Raw genomic sequence first — 21,616 nt, 5'->3', positions numbered from 1 at the left:
TTCTTGTTTTCCTACTATTAATTATAGCTAATACGCTATCTTCGAGAGCTGAAAATTAAGATTGATTGATCATAAAAAACTGAGGGTTAGACCAAAAGGTGATCAATAGTTTTCACACAGTCTGGAGGCTTTATTGCCAGTCGATAGGGCACTGGTTAAGAAATGAAATCAGTATCTCTTGCAAGCTCATAGCTGCCGTTGAGGTCTTTACTCGTTTCGTCACGTTTTGACGTTCAACAAACATTGGGGATGTTAGTTTTTGATTGAGCTAAAGTACGGACATTAACGCTTTTCCAAAGGGCAAATGTGAACGTTGCTAGGTAAAGCCTTGTGAGTATTTGTCCCAGTCATGCTCTTTGCAATGGTCTTAAGTAACTGGAATGTGACTAGTTTGCTTTAGTGCGTATATAGACTATTTACTCTGGATGACTTTTATGACTCTTATTCATAAGATACAGAGATGCTGCAAGCGCAAAAACAGATACTGCCAAGTAAATTGCATCTAGAGCGGTTGAAAATTTAATGTCCACCACAGCTCTAAAAAACTCAATAATTACCGCAAGAATTACTACTCGGACAATTTTATCTTTCAGCTCATCAAAAGACTGGATGTTAAATGGATGTTTAATATCACTGGCTTCAGATTCATCAATCGGAGAGATAAATAGTCTGTATATACCTGCACCAAAGATAAGCAAGACAATGGCAATTAGATAAATATCTATTGCTAATATAATGTCGGTAACAATAAAATCATGAATATCTAGAGTTTCGCGGCCAAGGTAGTAATTAATGCTTGTCAAAGTTACCTTTATAATATCTATGGTACCAACTATAAATAGTATTAAAGAACCAAGTAAACTTGAAATCACAGGGATAAGAACCAACAATCGAGAGTTCCATAAAAAGTGTTCGAAAACTGATTCTATTTTTTTCATTAAGTCACGCTCCAATTGAAAAAAAACCTCTAAATTGCAGCTCTTAACTGCATTAAAAATAACTTTATGCTAACTCATTTAAAACTCAATTCACAATCATATGTTTGCTAACCTAAGTTCTTATACCTTTGGTTCTGCGCAACCTCCGCAGCAGACATTTGTTATGCTAACTTAGTAGTGTAAGCATAGTTATCTATAGTCAACCGAATGCAATAAAACTTAGGCCTAAATAAACTCCGTAGGCGGTCAAGAGTACTCCACCCTCCAATCGGCTTAAACAACGCCCTGTATACAAAAACAGAAATAGTAATACCGACGATGCAAGCATAACCCATTGGTCAAATTGCAGAATTCTCACATGTACTGGAAGCGGTTGAAGTAAAGCAGATACTCCTAAAATTCCAAACAAATTAAATATATTGCTACCAAGTATGTTTCCAATAGCCACATCAGCGTGCCGACGCAGAGCAGCAATCACAGAAATTGAAAGCTCTGGAAGAGATGTACCAACAGCGACCAATGTCAAGCCGATGACCGCCTCAGAAACCCCTAAACTTTCAGCAATACCAACAGCTCCAATAAGCAGTACCTGTGATCCTGAAATTAACAGCAGCAGCCCAATTATCACAGCAGTTACAGTCCAACCTATTGATTTTGGTAACTCGTGAACTTCTTCAGCTTCGGCTATGTTTAGTTCCGCAGAGGGTGCATGGATGCGTTCACTCCGATAAGCCCATATTAAATATACTAGTAAGGCAATTAGCAAGAACAGACCATCTGCGCGACCCAGTGAGCTTCCGCCAACTAAAACCACAAAAAATACACTAGCAGCAACTACAGTAACAGCATCTCTGCGTAATGCCAGCGGCCTGATTGTCATCGGCGCGATGAGAGCACATATCCCTAGGATCAGTAAAACATTACCGATATTGCTACCTACGACGTTACCAATGGCGATATCAGGCTGTTGATTTAAGGCTGCATTTATAGAAACCACCAATTCCGGTGCTGAAGTGCCGAAACCTACGATAACTAGACCACTTAGTAATGGCGATATACCAAGACGCCGCGAGGCTGCTAATGAGCCACGAATCAGCGCTTCACCACCAATGGTAAGTAAACCCACTCCAAGTAATAAAAACAAAAAATTAATCATGATTCGTCGTTACCTAGTTTAAATTTGAATAAGCCTACCGAGAAAATACACTCTACACGCAGTGCCTAAAATAACACTATTTTGTATAACGCTTATCCACTTCTACCACAATATCGCTCACTCAGATATCTACTAGCGGTCAGAAATGACATAAACTTCCCATGCATTTTTAAAAAGCGAATGACTCCTTTTGCAGTAAACTTGCTCCTGACTGGCGGGCGATCGCTCTAAGAAGACATTAATCTTTTCAGGTCGTTACCTCAACAATGCGCACAAAGTGATCGTTAATAATTCAAAAGTGTATGACTATATTGGTGGCCTTGTTGCCAGTCGATAGGTGTACGAGCATTAGAGGTTAGATCAGTGTATTCTGCAAAGCTCATTGCCGCCTGTGGGTGTCCATCTCAGCATGCTAACTTTTGTCACATTGTAAAAGTTAGCATTTGGAAATTTATACTGAAAGATTTGTATGTTTTGAACTAGAGCTAAGAATGGCTGAACAACCACATTGCGTTAACAGCTTACACTTTTAACGCTACGAATATCAACTTATAAGCCAATAAAACAAATACTTACGATATAAATACGTTCAAAAGCCAATGCTATTTAACCACTAGCACAGGACATTCAGCTTTATTGGTAATCGATTCAGCAACATTATCATTCAAAAAATGAGATATTCCGGTCCTACCATGACTGGCAATTACCACCATACCAATGTCGCCGCTATTTGCCTCAGCCAAAATTTCAGTAATAACATCGCCACGTCGAATAACGGTTTCAATTTTTAATTTTGTATTTAGCTGCCCCAATAACTCATGCATTTTGCTCGCTGCCACCTCTTCCATGCTTTTTGCTAACTCTTCCGGTGTAATCGCAAGAACCATGTAATTTTCATCACCTAAAGGTTGTTCTACAACGTGTAAAATACGGATTCCAACTTGATATAAGTTTGCCATTTCAACGGCATATCTTAAAGCATGTGACGCCGTATCAGAAAAGTCTGTAGGCCATAAAATATTAAGTGTGCGCATTTTTTCCTCCTGCTAAAAACAACTTGTGTATTTGCAAATACATTGAATACCGTGCTCAAAATACACTCGGTATCATTTAAACAATTTAAGTATAGCCAGTATTTATGACTGATCAATAGTATACAAAAGACGTACAGTTTGCATATATAAACACTCAAAATTTGAAACTTTCATTCCCCCTTCGCGCACTTTTTAAGTCATCATAATAACTTCGTGACTGACGGCGAAGTGGACTATTTATTGTGATAAATACGTGTCTAAATTAGGTCGGCTATGTGGCAAAAATGAATATTCAGATACGAGTCGCCACAGGCAGCAATGAGGTTGAAGCAGTCAAAGATATTATTCTCGTTCTATTACTGTATTTTGTTTCTTGTTTCTTGATAATGAAATTAATCTCACAACCGATTTTGAGAACGTCCGCTATGCCAATGATTATTAAGTTGGCTGTCAACCTGCTTAAGTCAACTAACTGGTGTTCGGTTGACCTCGATAAATACCTACATTTTCAAAATATCACTTCTGCTCTGCGCACAAAGTGATCGTTAATAATTCAAAAGGGTATGACTATATTGGTGGCTTTATTGCCAGTCGATAGGGCACTGGTTAAGAAATGAAATCAGTGTCTCTTGCAAGCTCAAAGCTGCCGTTCAAATTCGATAAATGAACTATTTACAGCTAGCCTAAGTAGTCATTAAAGCAGCGTTTTGTTCTCTCACGCTGCGGGGCACTTAGCGAGATAGCCAATCTGTCAAGTTATGGCCAAACAAGTCATATTTACCTATCTTGTTTGATATTATGCCTCTTCTCTGAGTAAACATCGTCCTCTTGGTTCATCACCTTCATGAAGTACAACGTCGGAATGTAGGAACTGTGCCGCCTCTGCTGAGCCTTTCACTTTAGAAGCACTGCGGGCCAACATTTCTGCTTCAAACTCAGTTAATACACTTGCTCTTACACCCGCTTCTCGCCATTTAGACATAGGTCTACATCCTATGGATATGCCCCGAGCCAATGATAGCGCGTCTAACAGCGCTTGATTCGCCCCTTGCCCTTTAAATGGACTCATTGGGTGGGCTGCATCGCCGATCAAGGTGACTTTATCTGCTTTTTCCAACAATTCTGCATTGAGTAATTCACGGTCATAAGCAGGGTAACCAGAAACTAGCGCTGACTTAGTAGCCGATAAAATTTGAGGAATGGGAGCATGCCACTGACATCTTTTAGAGGCTTCTTCTTTAAGTGCTTGAGGACCTTTAGCGCTCAACGCTTTAGCGTTCTCCTCTGGTATAGGGAAGCTAAGTTGCCACATTACCGACTCTGAGTCATAAGGCATGATGTAGATTCGTTCATGGCCATTGGCGGTTTGAAATACCGTAGCCGAGTCGAGCAAAGGGCTTTCAAGCCCGTTGAGATCAGCCAAAGGACAGATACCTAAAATCACAATACACCCTAGGTATTGTAGCGGTCTTATATCATCTCCAATCAATAATTTTCGTACCGAACTGCGGATACCATCGGCACCCACAAGAAGATCTGCCTTAACATGCTTTATTTCTGCGCTGCTCTTGGTCTTTCCTTTAGTGTTGACTTTAAAGCTCAGATTAACGGCCGCACCTTCAGTTTCTTTAAAATCAACTAACTGGTGATCCCACTTAACAGCATCATGACCACCCAGTTGCTCAAGCAAAGCAAAGCGTAAAGATTGGCGGGCGATATGTATATTTCTGCGTTTCACAGAGGTTTTTATCTCAGACGGCAACCACTTTCTTATGCCCCATTCTCCAATCTCTTTGCCATCAGTGGTGTGTACCACATGTCTTGTAGAAATTACGCCATGCTTTAGTGAGACAATGCCTAATGCTTCGATTGCTTTACTTGCCTGTTGCAAGGTGAGGCCATAACCTTGAGAGCGAGCACCAAAACCGCTATCACGTTCATAAAGTGTAAAAGGAATACCGCGGTGTTTACATGCTACAGCCAAAGCTACTCCACCTATGCCACCACCAATAATAGCAACGTGTGGGTAGTTTTCTGTGTCGACTGTAGGATGACTAGCTGATTGAACTAAGCCAGAGCCGCTACAGTTCAAACAATCATAGAGGTGACCTTTCGGTCGAACGGGGGGCGTGCCTTGGCCATTCATTTCTTCAAAGTGCGCTAACGCTCTTTGAAAGCTGAGTTTCACTTTTTTGCGCAGTTTTCTCCTTTTTTTGCTACGTCCCTGACATTCCTGACAAGTAGTCCAATTATGCTGTGTGTTTTCCAATTCTGTTTACCTTTTTTTCGCCATAGATGACTCAGTAACCATCTATAAGGGGCATTTTAACCGATACAGTGGATGTTAGCCTAATAGTAATATTGTGGACGAAAGCGCCTTAGAGTATATATGCTAATGTCATCTATCCCTGCCTGTAGCAGATATTAGATTGAGAGTAGCGCTTGCAAGAAAAAGGAGTAATTCAAATTAACTCATCTATGTCATCTTTTAGCGATAAGCTGAAGTCTTGATGTGGTCAACTCTAGCTTATGCTTTACAACAAAGTTCGCATTAGCAGTTTTATGATGAACGACTGAAATAGGTCATTTTTTGGTCGCTACTGTCTTTAGAGTAGTCGGTTGTATTAATTTTTAGTTTTGCTTTAAAAATTCGCTATTTCAAAAGATTTTCGTAACGTTTTATAAAAGGCTAAATGCATCAAGTATTTACCGTCCATGCTAGCTCAGCATTATAAAGTATCCTTAATATAAATTTTATCCAAATATATGTTAGAATATTAACAATATTATTATTTTAAATCATTAGGCGTATTTCATGTCAAAACACTCAATTATCGACATTTGTGTTGAACCTATAGAACTTTGTAACTTACTCAAAATTGCCAATATGGTTGACGGTGGCGAAGCTAAAACCATGATCAGTGAAGGTAATGTTTTAGTAAATAATGAAGTTGTAGTTCAAAAACGTAAAAAAATTCGCCGCGGAGATATTATCAAATGTAACGGTAAAATTATTGAAATTGCTTTTAATCCCAGCAAAAAATCAGCAGAGTTTATTAGTACAGTAGTTTTAGCGAATAAAAATTCAAAAAAGAAAAAAAGAGCTAAAAATAAAGCACGGATTATTGCATCAAAAACTGTTACTGAACCATCAATTGAAAGCTAAAAGGCCAAACTTGTAAAGCCTATTACCCTCTAGAGAGTTCTACAAAGAGTTAGACTTGTCACACGCCAAAGGTGAAATATGGTACTAACTACCTTTAGCTCTGCGCAGCAAAAAATCATGCTTATGCGATTATGTGAACGTTGGTTTGGTGGAAAGCGGACTGTTTTTTGTGATGTATACAGATCTAAATTAGGTCTTGGAAATGGTTAAAGTGACTATTAAAAGTCACTTTATTTGTTGATTGAAAAGCTAAAACATTTTATATAGTCATTGTGAATTATTTGCTAAATTCACTGATAGTTTTAAAGTCCTCTCATTATTGGTTAATTTTTACAATTAGTTATGCTCGAACCTAGCTAAGTTTACATTGTGCTGAACCGGCTTTTGCTTAGGCTCAGCTACATTTAAGCTTAGTGACGTTTAGGTATTGGCTTTTCATAAAACATTGGGCCGTTAGCATTGAATTTGTTAGCTTTTGAATTAGTTAACTGGAAACTATCAAACACTATTTTATTCGCTTGATTTACCTCAGGACTAATCGCTAAATTTTCTGCCCATGTTCTTCCTGATTCCATCGCTATTGGTGCGGCTAAATTGTTAATAATACTGGAGGCTGAAGTAAACTCAGGCAATATACGGCGAGTAACATAGTCAACTCTGGGTTTAATATTAACGTCTCCGATACGCCCGCGCTGGCCCCAAGTCACTATGTGTTGCTCTCCTGCATTTTGAGGCTGGCTAGTTACTGCAACATCTCTGTCAATATCGTAACGTGCTTTCATCATAAAACCATCGAACAACATGGCGTAGTCTTCGCGTTTACTGGTGTAATTGTAAAATTGCGGGGCATGTTCAGGACTAAAAAAGCCAGTAACGTCACTTGGATTGTAATCTTTCTCGCTGCTTGTCGCCGTTTCACCATGATAACGTACCTGTGCTAAACGATACATTTGTGTGCCATTGAGCGGCAGTGAAGTGCTTAACATATCAGATTGTATGCCGGTTGATTTTAAAATTTTATCGGCGGCGTCTAGTATGCGATCATTTCGGTCTAAGTCTGCCCAAGTGCTTTGTGCAAAAAAGTCATTGGCGTGTGCGAGTTCGTGATACATCAATGACGCTAAATCAAAAACACCCTCGCTCGCGTCACGAGTGATTCGCAAATTTTCAGGATAGTAAAAGCTTGCGTAGTTATTATTTCTAACATAGCGCCATGGCATAACAAAATTTAGCTCATTGCCGAATGAGGCTCGAAAGTCGGGGGCTTGATTAATGGTATCTCTTTCATCGGGTGTTAACCAAAGGTTCTCAGGGTCAAGATGAATAGCACCGGTCACGACCCAATAATATGAAGGGCGTATGTCATATGAAATAACAATGGCTGTGGTGGCACGTAGCAAATTTTTAAAATCGTCTTGCTGATCTGAGTTTTGTAAAAACTCTTTAAACCTTTGCCCCATCCATTGATGAGAAACCACAACGCGGTCCATAATGTCGTCAATAGTCGGTGTGGTGGTGTCTTGTGCTATTAGCGGTAATTCATTAAAGCGGCAGCTAGTGCGAAAATCAATGCGGTTACTATAAACACAGTTAACTAAAACATCAGCATAAGGCGAGTTTGCATTAAAAGGAAATACGGTGGCTAATCGTGAATCGTAAGCCGTGTTATCATCGCTGATAATAGTTGCTGCATTTTCGACTAATATGGCAATCGTATCTTGTTGCTCTGTTGCGCCATCTGAAGCGCTAACCGTAAAGGTTAGCAAGCTGTCAGCGCTAACCGCAGGCGCCTTGAAAAAAACGGCACTCTGTCCCTCAGTTACTTCACTAAAAGTCACCGTTGGGCCAGAGATTTGTTGCCATACAATGCTGTTGTTTGTTAACGCGGTATTTTCTATGCTAGCTCTTAAAGAAACATCACTACCCTCCAATGCTGCATGACCTAGTCTTGCTGATATTTGGCTGCGTTCATCTGAAGTAATAACGGTATGCGATAAGGTTTCACTTACGCCATTGCGGGTAAAGCCGACTTGAAAACTATATTCGCCTGCCGCAGATGGTGTAAAGGCAATGCCTTTGGAATGTTCGGCATGAAAAACAAGCTCACTGCCTGTGGTTTGTTGCCAACTAATATTGCTCAGCGTATCGTCAGGATAGTAAAGAAACAACTCAATCGGTTGTGCGGTTTTACTGGCGTCATCAAATGCGACTATGCCGGTTTGAGTAACAACAGGAATGAAATCATCACTAGGTGTATTATCTTTAGGGTTAGAGCCACTACCACCACATCCTTGTACCATCAACACAACTAAAGTCAACGCAAGTGTCGTTACTGTGTTTGAAAAGCCTCTTTGATTAATGCCAATATTATTCATTCGTGCCTCTGTTTAAATGCGGAGTTAAATTAAAAGACCTGTTCAGGGTGAATTAACTTCATAAAAAATGCTAATGGGTTGCAATGCTAATCTGCAGACCTATTTTTAAACAATTTTAGTCCTAGAGTAAAGAAAGGAATGTGTTTATCGCTTTGCAGGTTTTAAATCCGGGGTACTAATTTACCAGGCGGAAAAAATAGCACCCGTGTAGATATGCCTTGTTTAGTACTCATGAGTGATGGTGTGTTGATGAAAAATGCCTAGCGCTTAACTGTCTAGGCATTTATTCTCAGGTATTAGTTTTATCGGTATTAGTTTTCTCACTATTAAGTTCGTAGTTATGACTTACTGAACATGAGAGGCAGCGACACTATTCTTTCTTTTTACGAATGCTTAAACCCAGTTCTTGGCCACGGTATTTTGCATAATAACTACCACCAATAAACATAACGGTGGCAAAGAAGAATTCGCCCAAGGCCCATAATTTTTCATCAGCTGAAACCCATAATGTGGTTAAACTATGCAGAAAATAAATCATGACGATAAAGTTTGACCATGCGTATGTATAGGGGTTGCCCTGTACTAGCCCTTTTAATGGAAACAATAAAGGTAGGACAAACATGACTAACGTTAAAGGTACTGATAGCGCGGTGTCATCACTCATAAGAATTAGCCAAAATGGCATGTAAAAAAGCAATGAAAAGTAGCCAAACAGAGTGATCTGCTTGAGAGTAGTCGTAGATAAACGTTTTTTATTGGTCATTTTTAATCAGTAGCCTGCATTAGCGAAAGTACATTTTCTGGTGGACGACCAATAATAGCACGGGTGTTATCAGTAACAATAGGTCGCTCAATGAGTTTAGGTGTGTTAGCCATAGCCGCGATTAATGTGGCATCATCAGCATTGGCCAAATTTTGCTCTTTAAATTCAGCTTCTTTTGTTCGCATCATTTCCCGTGGTGATAGCTTAAGTAATAATAATAGCTGTTCAATCTTTGAAATACTAAGCGGTGCTTTTAAATATTCAACAATAGTGACATCATGTTTTTGTTCTTCAATAAGTGCTAATGTTTGTCGGCTTTTTGAGCAACGAGGGTTGTGATAAATCGTTAACATGTTTTTCTCTTAGATTGTCGTTAGATAAATTAAATTTAGTGGTATTTTAACTGATTTTTATAAGCGCTTAAGCTTTTCTTGTTGTGCTTGCAATTGTAATATGCGGCCCTTCATACGTTTTTGTAGTAACGGGTTCTCTTCAACAAAGTTGTAAGCGGTTTGTAATTCATCAACCGCCTTTGGATAAGCACCTAATAGGGCATAAACTTCGGCTTTAGTAGCGTGCATAAGCGCTTTTTTATCTTGTTTTCTATACACTTCTGATAATAAATCATTGGCAATAAAGTTTTTTGGGCTCAGTACTAAGAAATCTTGTAACAGCGTTTCTGCCTTACTGTATTGCTCAGCCTCATTTAAAACGTTCGCGTAGTTCAATGTCACTACTTGGTTGTTCGGCATTAAAAGATTTAACTCGCTAAGCATGGTAATAGCTTTGTCAAAAGCTTTTACGGCAATATAAGCATCGGCTAGGGCATCAACATAAAATAGGTTTTTTTTGTCGTTACGCAACAATGTTTCAAGTTGGCTAATAGCGCTTTGATAATTTTTATTTTCATATTGAGAAAGTGCAAGACCGTATTGTGCTGCAGCCTCTATAGCATAGCGTTTTTTATCTAAACTGTACTGAAAGTTAATGACATTATCTTTCGCGTTTCCTTCATATCTTGCCATAATTCGAGCTTTAGCTAACTCAAATTCTAAACTGGGAGCTAAGGGCCGTGGTGAGTAATTTTGCGCCCTTATTCTGGCGTCTGAAATTCTAGACTCAGGCAAAGGATGAGTTAACAACATGGCTGGTGGCTTCGAGGTGTAACGGTATTTCTCTGCCATAGTGGCAAAAAAATCAGGGGCACCTTGGGGATTAAAACCACTATTAGCGAGCAACATAATGCCCACTCTATCGGCTTCTTGCTCGTTGCCGCGGGTATAATTTATCCCCGCTTGCTGCGACGCTGCCATTGTCGTACTCAGTGCCGCCATACCAACGGTAGGATTTATCAAGGTGAGTAACACGCCTGAAATCATACCGGCCATGGTTAAAGGTTGTGATTTATTTTGTGCTTCTAATCGTCTTGCCAAGTGTCGTTGGGTTACATGTGATATTTCGTGAGCAACCACAGAGGCGAGCTCACTTTCGGTGCTAGCTGTGGTGATCAGGCCACTATGAATGGCAATATGGCCACCAAAAAAAGCAAAGGCATTTAACTCTTGATTACGTATGACAAAAAATTCAAAACTATAGTTTACGTCTTTGGCGTTTCGCACCATGCGGTTGCCTAAGTCATTAATATATTCTGTTAATACGGGGTCGTTTAATATCGGTTGAGACGCCCGGATTTGACGCATCATTTCGCCGCCAATTTGACGTTCTTTTTCGATAGATAATACACTGACACCCGCTGAGCCAATTTCGGGCAGTTTATTTTTATTAGTCTCACTCTTTGCGGCAAATGCACTGCTAGTAATTGATGAGACTAAGGCAAGTGAAATAATGAGTGGCTTTAATTTAAACAAATTTAATTTTCCATATTGTCAGGTTGATCAACACTATCTTTATGCATTATGCTGAGATTGTGAATGCTTACGGTAGATTTCTTGACAAAACTCAGCGATTGTATAGCCATCAATATCAGTAATATCAAACGATTGCTGTAGTAATAATATCAACTCTTTAACACGTTTGTTGGCATAACGAATAAGGGCATAATCTGCGACATCGCCCTTTTGAAAGGTGTAGACAATAAAAGGAATCAATGAGTTCAATCTAAACAACATTTGCATCGTTTCAGGCCTCCAGGTTACAAATGGGCAAAGTGGATGGTTAAATTGCGCTTGCAGCACACGTTCATTATTGATTATGGGGTAACAATGTAATTCATAATGTTGTTCATTCATATGATGATAAAGCGATATTTTTGGCTTAGCTGTTGTTACTTTACCCATAATATCGTTTTGCTGATCTACCATATTGATATTCCAGTTACTTTTGTCTAGTAACTGTTTAAATGCATTATCAAAACCATGCGTTAACATGCCATCAATATCACTAATTGAATTCGTCGCTAACTGATAAATAGTCGGTATGTCACCCCAGTTTATCTTTTTTTTGTAGGTGTTGATTTCTTTAAGACTAGAATTATTTGAAAGCTCGCTCATTTAACCTCTTTATATTATTAGAATACACTAAAAGAATTTACAAATGTCATTGTAATCAATTGTCGCAAATTAGATAATCAAACTAAAGCACTAGGCATATTTTTATTTATGACTTACGAATACGATGCTACACAAGATAAATGCCCAGTACCATTGGTAAATTTACGCTTGTTACTTAGAAAGTTAACCCCTATTGATAGTTGTTTGATACGCATTTGCGATAATGGTTCTAAAAAAGATATTCCTAAATTGTTAACGAAACAAGGGTTTTATTTCGAACAGCGTAATGTTGATAAATATATTGTTGAATTAATAATAAGAATGGAAAAGTAAATATTATGGTTTCTCTGTTTAGCGATTGGTACAAACGAAATTTCTCGGACCCGAGTGCGGTAACCTTAATGGTTATTTTGATTTGTACTTTTTTGTTTGTTTATTTTTTCAGTAGTTTATTAATGCCGGTATTTGTTGCCGTTGCCATTGCGTTTTTATTAGACTTACCAGTGAATAAGCTCTCGCAGCTGGGATTATCTCGGGTGCTCGCCGTGATTATTGTTGTTTCTGTTTTTGTTGGTTTAACCTTAATCGGCATATTGGGACTAATGCCGGTTATTTGGCAGCAAAGTAGCAATTTACTGCAAGAAGTGCCGCAAATGCTCGGGCAAGGACAAACTTATTTACTCGCATTACCAGCACAATACCCAGATTTGGTCAGTAATGAACAAATTGCCCATGTAATAACCTTAGTTAATGATAAGCTAATTGAATGGGGACAAATGGCGCTCAAAGCATCGCTTAATTCAATTTCTAATGTTGTCGCCTTGTTGATTTATCTTATTTTAGTGCCATTAATGGTGTTTTTCTTTCTTAAAGATAAAAACGTGCTCTTTGCTAGCTTACGCCAATTTCTGCCAAAAGATCGTCGTATGGCAAAACAAGTAGGTATAGAAATGAATCAGCAAATCATGAATTATATTCGTGGTAAATTGATTGAAATTATTATTATTGGCACAGCATCAACCATAGCTTTTATTGCTTTAGGACTTAATTATCCGGTATTACTTGGGGTATTAGTGGGGTTATCGGTACTTGTGCCTTATGTTGGCGCGACGATTGTCACCTTACCTGTTTTGCTGGTTGCTTTGTTCCAATTTGGCACCAGTGCTGAATTTGGTTATGTGATGATAGCGTACGGCATTATCCAAGCGCTTGATGGTAACTTACTTGTGCCTTTGCTTTTTTCTGAAGCGGTAAACCTGCACCCAGTAACGATTATTATTGCCGTGATATTATTTGGTGGCTTATGGGGTTTCTGGGGTGTATTTTTCGCTATTCCATTAGCAACGCTTGTTAAAGCCGTGCTGAATGCTTGGTCAACAACGACTCAGCATGAGGTGATAAAAGCCAGTTAGCTCGTTATTAATTTATTAAAGCCTAGTCGTCTAGGCTTTAGTTTTTGACTTTGACTTTGACTTTGACTTAGCTTTTTAGCTTAATGGAGTGGTTCAACATTTAATGATGCGTGTTGAACTACTCCATCAATTGTATATTTATTTTTCTCCTCACCTTTGAATATGAATGCCAACCCTTTACTTTTTACTCGTTAGAGCGCTTTAAAGTGGGTGATTAATTGAGAGCACTTTTGTTTAGTTCTTTAACTCATTGTAGTTGTAATACGTTGATTAATTTAAGTATAAATGCTTATTTTACCTTGGTTGTAAGATGGTGCAGTGTGATTTTTTCTTATTGTAAATAAAATAACTTAGGTTAATTAACGCTAAGTTATCAAAATAAAGTTTATAAGCCTTATGATTTTTATATTATAATAGAATAAGGGTCGATAAGGTGCGCTATAAATAACACCGTTATCTAATGAAAATTAATTGAGTAGCAATGTTTTGAATAACATAAATAGAAAGTCCACTTTACAACCTGGTGAAGTAGCATTGGTTGGCTCAGGCCCAGGTGACGCAGAGTTATTAACTATTCGTGCCTTACGTTTTATTGAGCAGGCAGACGTTGCCATTTATGATCGTTTAGTTAGTGATGAAATTATGGCGCTTTTACCGCCAAATTGTGAACGTCTATATGTCGGTAAAGAACAAGCAAAGCATTGTGTGCCACAAGATAAAATTAATGAATTGTTAGTGACATATGCACAACAAGGTCGAAAAGTATTACGTTTAAAAGGTGGCGATCCTTTTATATTTGGTCGCGGTGGTGAAGAAGCTGAATTTTTATTAAAAAAGGGTATTAGCTGCCATCTTTGTCCGGGTATTACGGCGGCATCAGGTTGCACAACTTATGCGGGCATTCCTTTAACGCACAGAGGTGTAGCGCAAGGCTGTACCTTTATTACCGGCCATATCCAAAATGACGGCCAACTTAATTTACCTTGGCAAAGCTTGAGTTGTAGTAGTCAAACCGTGGTGTTTTATATGGGTATTAACACCTTGTCGAGTATCACTGAGCAGTTAATTAAGCATGGCCGAGACAAAAATACCCCGGCAGCCCTAATACGCAAAGGCACTCAACCAGAACAACAAATTTTTCGTGGTAAATTATCTTCGCTTGCTGATTTAGCGGCTGAGCATAAAGTTACACCGCCTACTTTAATCGTTATTGGCGATGTTGTTAACCAGTTAACCGATATCGCGTTAACAACACCAGGTTTCTTAGATGCAAAAAACTATCAGCAACAGTTACCCTTATCAGCAGAGTAGAGCTAAGTTGATATTTTGAGCATATTAACACTGATTAAAGACGGTAGATTATTAAAATAATCCATGAAAGGGCAGTTAATTTATTGATATTAAAAAGGCTTAACCATTTTGTTGTTAAGCCTTTTTTGCTATTTGCTTGTTTAAGCCGCTAGAGTTTAAAAATTATTGCTTGTTTAATAAATCAAGAACGACTTGATGATGATCTTTAGTTTTGAACTTGTTAAAAACATGACTAATTTTTCCATCTAGGCCAATCAAAAAGCTCAAGCGATGAATACCATCATATTCACGGCCCATAAACTTCTTTAAACCCCAAACACCAAAGGCGTCAGCAACACTATGATCAGGGTCTGATAATAGGCTAAAGTTGAGTTCATCACGCAGGCAAAATTTGGCCAGTTTTTTTGGTTCATCAGGACTGATACCAAACACTTGAGTATTTAATTTATCTAACTCAGCCTTATGGTCACGAAGACCTTGTGCTTGTACCGTGCAGCCCGGTGTCATCGCTTTAGGGTAAAAATAAACCAACACTTGTTTTTTACCGATATATTCTGCGAGTTTAATATCTTGGTCATTTTGATCTTTTAAGGTGAAAAGTGGCGCGTTATCACCGGCAATTAATGTTTTCATTTAAGCCTCTAAAATAAGTTTGATTGAATTTTTTTTAGGCAACCCTGTACATCAAATTGTTCACACAATTGTAAGAAGTCGCTTTCAAGTTGTTCGATACTGGTTTCTTCCATCAGCGCGATTAATATAGCGGCACTTATGTGATTGTTTTTCTGATTAATTTCAGATTTCAAAGACGATATATCGATATTACGTGTCGCAAAGAATGCCGTAACAGCCTTTAAAATACCGGGTTGATCGATACCAGCATAATCAACTTGGTAATGATGAACATAATCTTGCTCTCGATAACCTGAGGTTCTTTTCATCATAGTGATCAACTCAAGTTCATGGGCGACAGCCGGTAATTTACTTTCTAATTGATGAATAGCTTTGTTGCTACCTGTAAGCAGCATAATTAAGGTGAATTCTAGGCCAAATATTGCCATTCTACTGTCTAAGATATTACAGCCACACTCGCTGGCTAATTTGGTTAAGTCACTGACACTGCCTGTGCGATCTGGCCCCATTGCCGTTAGTACTAAATATTCGCTCATCAATAAACCTAGCCATGATATTAAAAACGCTATTGTAACGCATGTCAGGCAACTAAAGCTAACAGCTTGCTTAGTGTTTATTCTTACCCTTTGAAAAAAATTTTTTACATAGGACAAGGTTAGTTATCTTAAAATGCGAGCAAGATAAAGAGCAAAGGCTGTAATGATTAGGGTAATTAGGTGTGTACAACTATTTTTATATTTATTTTGCCAGTGCCAGTCCTGTTTTAATAAATCATGTGCTTAAAGCGCTGAGAGTAATATCCGCTGAAACGATATTAGGTTTATCTAAAGTGTTAGGCTGAGCAGGACAAAGTTGGTTGGCGATATAGCCGTTCCACTTTAAAATAACGAGATTTTTGACGGTTAAAATAATAGGTAAAGCTAACTAATGTACATGTAGTTGAATTTACGATAATGTAAAAGAATATACCCGTTTATGCAGGAGAGATGGTTGCTTAGTGCTGGGTATATCATGACCAAACTAAATTGATACTCTAACTGAAACTTTTAAATTTTGAAGAATAAATCATGGAGAATATATTATGAGTAAACCAGAACGTGCTTCAGATACCCCTTATGGCGTTGAAGTGGAGGCAGAAAAAAATTATTTTTGGTGTGCATGTGGTAAAAGTGAAAAACAGCCTTTTTGTGACGGTTCACATAAAGGCTCTGAATTTACACCGGTAAAATATACGGCAAAAGAGTCCGGTAAAGTCTTTTTTTGTGGCTGTAAATCAACCAAAAATCAGCCTATGTGTGACGGTAGCCATAAGAGCAATTAATGCTAATTATAGTCCACTTCTAATCGCACTTTAAATAGTTGGTTATTTGCGCTTTGCTTTATAATCAACTTTTTTATTTAAGGGGCTTTTATAATGATGAAGTATATAATTGAATATGGGGGATGTTAATAGTTACTTAATATTTTTAACGCCGTTCGTAAGCCGTTAGTAAGATAATAAGTATAACGCGACACTGCTACTCTTTTAAGATTAGAAGTGCAAACCTGTAACCATCAACATACGTTAATCTTTTTAAGACCATAAGTGTAAACCAGTACCAGTAACCAGTAACGTAGGTTACTATTTTACTATTTTTTATGATAAATAGGCGGCAATATCTTGTGTTTGTATTTTCAGGCAAGTACCATGGTGCGTTGCTCAATTTAGCCCTATTACCCTGAATTTGGCGGCTTTTAAATAAATGAGATGATTTTGGGGAACTTAGCCCAGATTCAGTAATCAAAACGACGTTATTGATGTATTGCTTGAACTTTACGATGTTAACTGTTCAGTTTGTCGTAATGACTAAAAATAATACTTATACCAATGAGTATTAATAAAACTAAACAAGCAAAATTAAATTAGAAAGATTCAGATTTGTATCCTCGGGAGTGTTAATGAATCGCAAGATATTTTATTTTTCATTATTAAGTGTCGCTGTTGCTAGCTGCGGTACTGTAAATAATAAGCAAGCAGTAGGCGATTTTGAATACGCGCAACAAAAAGAAGCAACAGCGTTAAAAATACCTGCAGGATTAGATAAACCTAAACAAGTTGATACCTTTTTTGTTAGTGACGAAATAAACCATGAAGGTCCGGTTGGTGGTGATGTAGATGTACGTGCACCTTCACTCGTTTTACCTATCGCGGCGTCAACACGCACAGAGAGCACTTCTGCTGCAGCAAAAGTATGGTTTGACCAAGTAATTGATGACGATGATCTAAAAAGTTTTATTTTAAAAGCCTTAAAAGGCCAGTTAACTACAGACAATGTTGAATTAAAACAAGTAGACGATGAAGGTTTAGTTTTTGAGTCAGATTGGTATAACAAAGAAGTAGAAACAGGCACTTGGCCTTTTAAATCAATAGCAATATCAGAGAGCATTCGTTATCGCTATACACTTGAAAGTAAATCTCATGGTCGAAGTGTCGCGTTAATTGTTGAATTACTTGATTACCTGAAAACAGATGCAGCAGGTGGCAGTAAAGTTATCGATATTATTGATCAACAACGTGCTGAAATGAATATGCTTAATGAAGTTATAGCGCAAGTTGATTTTCAATATCGTTTAAAACAGCAAGAAAATCGCTTATTACGTGCTAATCAAACTTTTGTTAGCTTAGGTGAGAATGCTTCTGGGGAGCCGGCCTATATTGTAGAAATGGATATAGAGCTATTCTGGTCTAACTTACCTTTGTTTTTTGAAGATCATGGCTTTAGCATTACCGACCTTAATGAAACAACTAAAATTTATTATGTTGATTACGTAAAGCCTGAATCTAGTTTGTGGGATAGTATTTGGGGAGATAGTATACAGGTTGTAGATCTACCTAATGGTAAGTATCAATTTCAGCTAGAAAAAATAGCCGAAAAATCTGTTGTCACTTTATATGATGGTGAAGGTACAGCGTTATCTGAGGCAACTTTAGAGAAAATATTTAAGGTAATGGAAGCTGGCTTGTCATTTAAAGACGTTTTTTAATACTCAAATAATAGCCATGACTGTTACTTATAGAAAAATAAAAAAACTCCGTTAATTGGAGTTTTTTATTTTATGGGTAATATCATTAGTCTTACTCACGGTTGCCATTTTATGAGGCGACTTTTGTGTTCTTGGTATGGTTTCTTTTAAATCGTTTAAACCTTTCTTACGTAAAGGTGTTTTTGCACTTTTTTGAAAAGTACTTAAATTACCAATTAAAATAGCTAATGCAATAATAACGATGACTGGGGCAACCCAGCCTTCATTTAACATGCTGGTCATAAATTAACGCTCCGCTTAAATGTGCAAATAAAATGTCTACAATACGCTCAATCATACTTATAATTAAACCTTTAATGTTAGTTTCAAAAAACACTTAATAGTTAATACGAGTTAAGCATCGGCTACATTGACAATATAACGTTGATAAAGCTCAGGTAACAAAGCGAGCAGTAAGGTTTTACCTTGAATCTCACTATTTAATAATGTTTCTGCTAAAAGTGCTTCAGTATAAGCCTGTTGGTAGTGTTTAGATAATGGCAAGTATGAAAGATGCCATGGCTCTTGGGCAACACCGCCGCGAAACTTATCGTAAGGTAAAAAGAAGCCATACGTTTTCGCATGTTCAGCTAGCCAAACAGTTAAGGGATAGAAGTGCCCTGAAGCTTGGTATTCCCATGGCTCTAATGCTAAAGATTGCTCTGCGGGTAATAAATTTTTCGCATAAACGTCAATTTCACAGCCCCAATGATGGCGACTGGCTCCCGGCAGCGCAGAGAATAACATAATGGCGTGTATTCTTTCAGCTTCACTGAGTTGTTTAACCGCTAAAATTTGATTTGAGCCATCTTTAATTGCTGTTTTACCAGAAAACTTATTTTGCCAAATCATGAGTTGTCGGTCAAAGCTGCGAAAGCCACTGGCAATGCTCAACTCTATCCCGGCCTTTTTTGCGGCCAGCTGTAGTTGTTTGAATGCCGACAACATTTCAGTATGAATGCCAACATTAGGTGCTAGCCAATGAATATGACTTTCAGTTTTCCCGGTCAATATTAACTCAAGTTCTGACATTTTACGCATCGTTGGCTAAAACATTAACCAAGGTTTGATAGTAAACATCAGTTAATAAAATCAAATCTTGTACCGCAACACATTCATTAACTTGATGAATAGTAGCATTACAAGGACCAAGCTCAACAAGCTGTGCGCCAGTAGGTGCAATGAATCGTCCATCTGAAGTGCCGCCACTGGTGGAAAGCTCGGTGGTTATATTGCAGCAAGTTTTAATCGCTTGTACAACAGAATCAACCAATGTACCTGGTTCTGTAATGAATGGCTTGCCGTTAAAGATCCAGTTAATTTCAAAGTTTAATTGATGCCGAGTTAATAAGGCTTCAACTTTATCAACGATCATTTCGGCTGTTAATTCAGTGCTATAACGTAAATTGAATAATGCAGTTAAATGACCCGGCACGACATTGGTAGCGCCAGTGCCAGATTGAATATTAGACACTTGAAAACTCGTTGGCGGAAAATATTCATTACCATTATCCCAATGCATTTCGCTTAACTCGGCTAAAACCGGCATGGTCTTATGAATGGGATTAATAACGTGATCAGGATAAGCCACATGACCTTGTTTACCATGAATGTGTAATTCGCCAGAAATTGAACCACGACGACCGTTTTTAACCACGTCGCCTAATTTATTGCTACTAGAAGGCTCACCAACAATACAATAGTCAATTTTTTCATTGCGGGCTTCAAGCGTATCAATCACACGTGTTGTGCCATTAATAAAAGGGCCTTCTTCATCACTGGTGATTAAAAAGGCGATAGAGCCATGGTGTTTAGGATAGTCAGCAACAAATCGCTCGGTTGCTACTATCATCGCCGCTAAACTGCCTTTCATATCAGAGGCCCCGCGGCCATAAAGCATACCGTCAACAATAACGGGATCAAATGGCGGAGTGTTCCAGCTTTCTAAATTGCCCGCTGGCACAACATCGGTGTGGCCAGCAAAACAAAATACTGGCCCTGAACGGCCTCTTCGAGACCATAAGTTAGTGGTATCTTCAAATACCATGCTTTCATTATTAAAACCTAACTTGGCTAAACGCTCAGACATGAGTTGCTGGCAGCCAAAATCTTCAGGGGTAACAGAAGGGCGTTCAATCAGTGCTTGCGCTAATGAAATGGTGCAATTGCTATGTTTTATCATGAGAATACTATATACCTAAAGCAAAATTTCTTGATATTGACTATCTTTAAAGCCAACCAAAAAATCTTGGTTGTGCTTAAGAAGTGGCCGTTTAATTAGCGTGGGTTGCGCTAAAATAATCTCGGTCATCACCTCGTCAGTGAGGTTGTTTTTAATTTCGTCAGTTAAATGACGAAAGCTAGTACTGCGTTTATTTAACAGCAGAGTCAAGTCGGCAGACTTTATAAACTCCTGTAGCAATTCTGGGCTGAGGCCATCGCTACGAAAGTCGTGGAATTGATAAGGGATATTTTGTTGCTCTAACCATTTTTTTGCTTTTTTTACGCTATCGCAGTTTTTAATGCCATAAAGTATTGTCATTTTATTTCCTGAATTATATTACTTGGTAGTTATGTTCTATTAACGCGGCTTTAGCGTCTGCAAACTTATCTGATTTTACTAAAACGTAGTCAGTGTCAAAAGTAGAAATGGTAAAAATACTAATTTTTTCATTTGCTAGCACGGTTGATATATTTGACATTATACCGGTTAAGGTAAAGTTGAGTGGGCCAACAACTTCAAAGGCTTGCCAGCCAAGTTCGACTTCTTCACTGTCAATTTCAATATGCTCTGGAATAACAATTGAAATTTCGTCATAGGTTTTTGCTAAAAAGAATATCGGGGCATTAAATACCACGTCGGGTATTGAGCTCTCACGTCGTAAACTATGAATAGCAAACGTTTCAGATAAGCGCCGTAGGGTAAAATTACTCATAAGTCGACTTTGCCTGTTTAAATGCTGATGTCGACACTATAGCGTTTAATAGCGTTTAACTCTAGGGGTTATACTCGCGCGGGTTTGAATCTAGTAACTAAATATTAGGTTTAAGTAAACTGGTTAACCTGTGTTTACTACGCATTAAATTGATTATTGCTATCAAACTAGTGTATTTCTAAGTCTATTTGGCTATATAAAGCGAATTAATTGTATAAATTATAATATTGTACGTTTAATGATATCCACATAAGCTGTGGATATCATTGTGTGTAACTATTGTTTAAATGGTTAAGTTATTGTTTTTTATTTACTTATT

At 38.1% G+C, this 21,616-nt stretch carries 22 protein-coding genes; 6 read left to right on the top strand and 16 right to left on the bottom strand.

Going from position 1 to position 21,616, the window contains the following annotated elements:
* Positions 1–416: 416 nt before the first annotated feature.
* From H4J54_RS09020 to H4J54_RS09005, 4 genes are all read right to left on the bottom strand, one after another.
* On the bottom strand, positions 417–938 hold the full coding sequence (locus H4J54_RS09020) for a YqhA family protein (RefSeq protein ID WP_182135846.1): 522 nt from the start codon (positions 936–938) through the stop codon (positions 417–419).
* Between the two features lie 199 nt (positions 939–1,137).
* On the bottom strand, positions 1,138–2,094 hold the full coding sequence (locus tag H4J54_RS09015; RefSeq protein WP_182190552.1) for a calcium/sodium antiporter: 957 nt from the start codon (positions 2,092–2,094) through the stop codon (positions 1,138–1,140).
* Positions 2,095–2,696: 602 nt separating this feature from the next.
* Entirely contained in the window at positions 2,697–3,128 is a 432-nt protein-coding gene (locus H4J54_RS09010) for a universal stress protein (protein WP_182190551.1), read from the bottom strand.
* Between the two features lie 796 nt (positions 3,129–3,924).
* Complete coding sequence (locus tag H4J54_RS09005) at positions 3,925–5,397, bottom strand: NAD(P)/FAD-dependent oxidoreductase (RefSeq protein WP_182190550.1); 1,473 nt, start codon at positions 5,395–5,397, stop codon at positions 3,925–3,927.
* Between the two features lie 546 nt (positions 5,398–5,943).
* On the opposite strand from H4J54_RS09005, the gene H4J54_RS09000 reads away from it, so the two are divergent.
* Entirely contained in the window at positions 5,944–6,294 is a 351-nt protein-coding gene (locus H4J54_RS09000) for an RNA-binding S4 domain-containing protein (protein ID WP_182190549.1), read from the top strand.
* A 410-nt stretch (positions 6,295–6,704) separates the two neighbouring features.
* Here the strand turns inward: H4J54_RS09000 and H4J54_RS08995 are convergent, their stop codons facing one another.
* The 5 genes from H4J54_RS08995 to H4J54_RS08975 all read right to left on the bottom strand — a co-directional run bounded on the left by H4J54_RS08995 (position 6,705) and on the right by H4J54_RS08975 (position 11,942).
* The gene (locus tag H4J54_RS08995) at positions 6,705–8,669 is read right to left on the bottom strand and encodes a hypothetical protein (RefSeq protein ID WP_182190548.1); all 1,965 of its coding nucleotides are present in this window, start codon (positions 8,667–8,669) and stop codon (positions 6,705–6,707) included.
* Positions 8,670–9,039: 370 nt separating this feature from the next.
* Positions 9,040–9,432 carry a DUF2069 domain-containing protein gene (locus H4J54_RS08990; protein ID WP_182190547.1) on the bottom strand — a complete coding sequence of 131 codons (393 nt, stop codon included), beginning with the start codon at positions 9,430–9,432 and terminating at the stop codon, positions 9,040–9,042.
* A 2-nt stretch (positions 9,433–9,434) separates the two neighbouring features.
* Positions 9,435–9,785 (bottom strand): arsenate reductase (glutaredoxin), encoded by a 351-nt coding sequence (arsC, locus tag H4J54_RS08985; protein WP_182190546.1) that lies wholly within the window; start codon positions 9,783–9,785, stop codon positions 9,435–9,437.
* Positions 9,786–9,842: 57 nt separating this feature from the next.
* Complete coding sequence (locus H4J54_RS08980; protein ID WP_182190545.1) at positions 9,843–11,300, bottom strand: M48 family metalloprotease; 1,458 nt, start codon at positions 11,298–11,300, stop codon at positions 9,843–9,845.
* Positions 11,301–11,339: 39 nt separating this feature from the next.
* Positions 11,340–11,942 (bottom strand): hypothetical protein, encoded by a 603-nt coding sequence (locus tag H4J54_RS08975; protein ID WP_182190544.1) that lies wholly within the window; start codon positions 11,940–11,942, stop codon positions 11,340–11,342.
* A 108-nt stretch (positions 11,943–12,050) separates the two neighbouring features.
* Here H4J54_RS08975 and H4J54_RS08970 point away from each other — a divergent pair, with 108 nt between their 5' ends.
* From H4J54_RS08970 to cobA, 3 genes are all read left to right on the top strand, one after another.
* Positions 12,051–12,275 (top strand): sulfurtransferase TusA family protein, encoded by a 225-nt coding sequence (locus H4J54_RS08970; protein WP_182190543.1) that lies wholly within the window; start codon positions 12,051–12,053, stop codon positions 12,273–12,275.
* 5 nt (positions 12,276–12,280) lie between these two features.
* Entirely contained in the window at positions 12,281–13,354 is a 1,074-nt protein-coding gene (locus H4J54_RS08965) for an AI-2E family transporter (protein ID WP_182190542.1), read from the top strand.
* A 486-nt stretch (positions 13,355–13,840) separates the two neighbouring features.
* Positions 13,841–14,665: a uroporphyrinogen-III C-methyltransferase gene (gene cobA / locus H4J54_RS08960; RefSeq protein WP_182190541.1), complete on the top strand. Its 825-nt coding sequence runs from the start codon at positions 13,841–13,843 to the stop codon at positions 14,663–14,665.
* Positions 14,666–14,827: 162 nt separating this feature from the next.
* Here the strand turns inward: cobA and bcp are convergent, their stop codons facing one another.
* Together bcp and H4J54_RS08950 are read right to left on the bottom strand one after the other, a co-directional pair.
* Positions 14,828–15,298 (bottom strand): thioredoxin-dependent thiol peroxidase, encoded by a 471-nt coding sequence (gene bcp / locus H4J54_RS08955; protein WP_182190540.1) that lies wholly within the window; start codon positions 15,296–15,298, stop codon positions 14,828–14,830.
* Between the two features lie 8 nt (positions 15,299–15,306).
* Positions 15,307–15,834, bottom strand: a complete 528-nt coding sequence (locus tag H4J54_RS08950; protein WP_182190539.1) for a glycine cleavage system protein R — start codon at positions 15,832–15,834, stop codon at positions 15,307–15,309.
* A 545-nt stretch (positions 15,835–16,379) separates the two neighbouring features.
* Here H4J54_RS08950 and H4J54_RS08945 point away from each other — a divergent pair.
* Together H4J54_RS08945 and bamC are read left to right on the top strand one after the other, a co-directional pair.
* Complete coding sequence (locus H4J54_RS08945) at positions 16,380–16,619, top strand: CDGSH iron-sulfur domain-containing protein (protein WP_182190538.1); 240 nt, start codon at positions 16,380–16,382, stop codon at positions 16,617–16,619.
* A gap of 617 nt (positions 16,620–17,236) precedes the next feature.
* Entirely contained in the window at positions 17,237–18,322 is a 1,086-nt protein-coding gene (bamC, locus tag H4J54_RS08940) for an outer membrane protein assembly factor BamC (protein ID WP_182190537.1), read from the top strand.
* A 51-nt stretch (positions 18,323–18,373) separates the two neighbouring features.
* Here bamC and H4J54_RS08935 read toward each other — a convergent pair whose 3' ends face one another.
* The 5 genes from H4J54_RS08935 to H4J54_RS08915 form a co-directional block, all read right to left on the bottom strand.
* Positions 18,374–18,604, bottom strand: a complete 231-nt coding sequence (locus tag H4J54_RS08935) for a hypothetical protein (protein ID WP_259367027.1) — start codon at positions 18,602–18,604, stop codon at positions 18,374–18,376.
* Between the two features lie 111 nt (positions 18,605–18,715).
* Positions 18,716–19,393, bottom strand: coding sequence for a M15 family metallopeptidase (locus tag H4J54_RS08930; protein WP_259367028.1), 678 nt, complete (start codon positions 19,391–19,393; stop codon positions 18,716–18,718).
* A 1-nt stretch (position 19,394) separates the two neighbouring features.
* On the bottom strand, positions 19,395–20,543 hold the full coding sequence (gene dapE, locus H4J54_RS08925) for a succinyl-diaminopimelate desuccinylase (RefSeq protein ID WP_182190535.1): 1,149 nt from the start codon (positions 20,541–20,543) through the stop codon (positions 19,395–19,397).
* A 15-nt stretch (positions 20,544–20,558) separates the two neighbouring features.
* Positions 20,559–20,903 (bottom strand): ArsC family reductase, encoded by a 345-nt coding sequence (locus H4J54_RS08920; RefSeq protein WP_182190534.1) that lies wholly within the window; start codon positions 20,901–20,903, stop codon positions 20,559–20,561.
* Positions 20,904–20,916: 13 nt separating this feature from the next.
* Entirely contained in the window at positions 20,917–21,297 is a 381-nt protein-coding gene (locus H4J54_RS08915) for an ACT domain-containing protein (RefSeq protein ID WP_182190533.1), read from the bottom strand.
* Positions 21,298–21,616: the final 319 nt, after the last annotated feature.

Source organism: Colwellia sp. MB3u-8, from assembly GCF_014076985.1.
GTDB lineage: Bacteria > Pseudomonadota > Gammaproteobacteria > Enterobacterales > Alteromonadaceae > Cognaticolwellia.
Note: the sequence above shows the minus strand (reverse complement) of the source record. Positions and strands in the feature narration are given on the sequence as shown.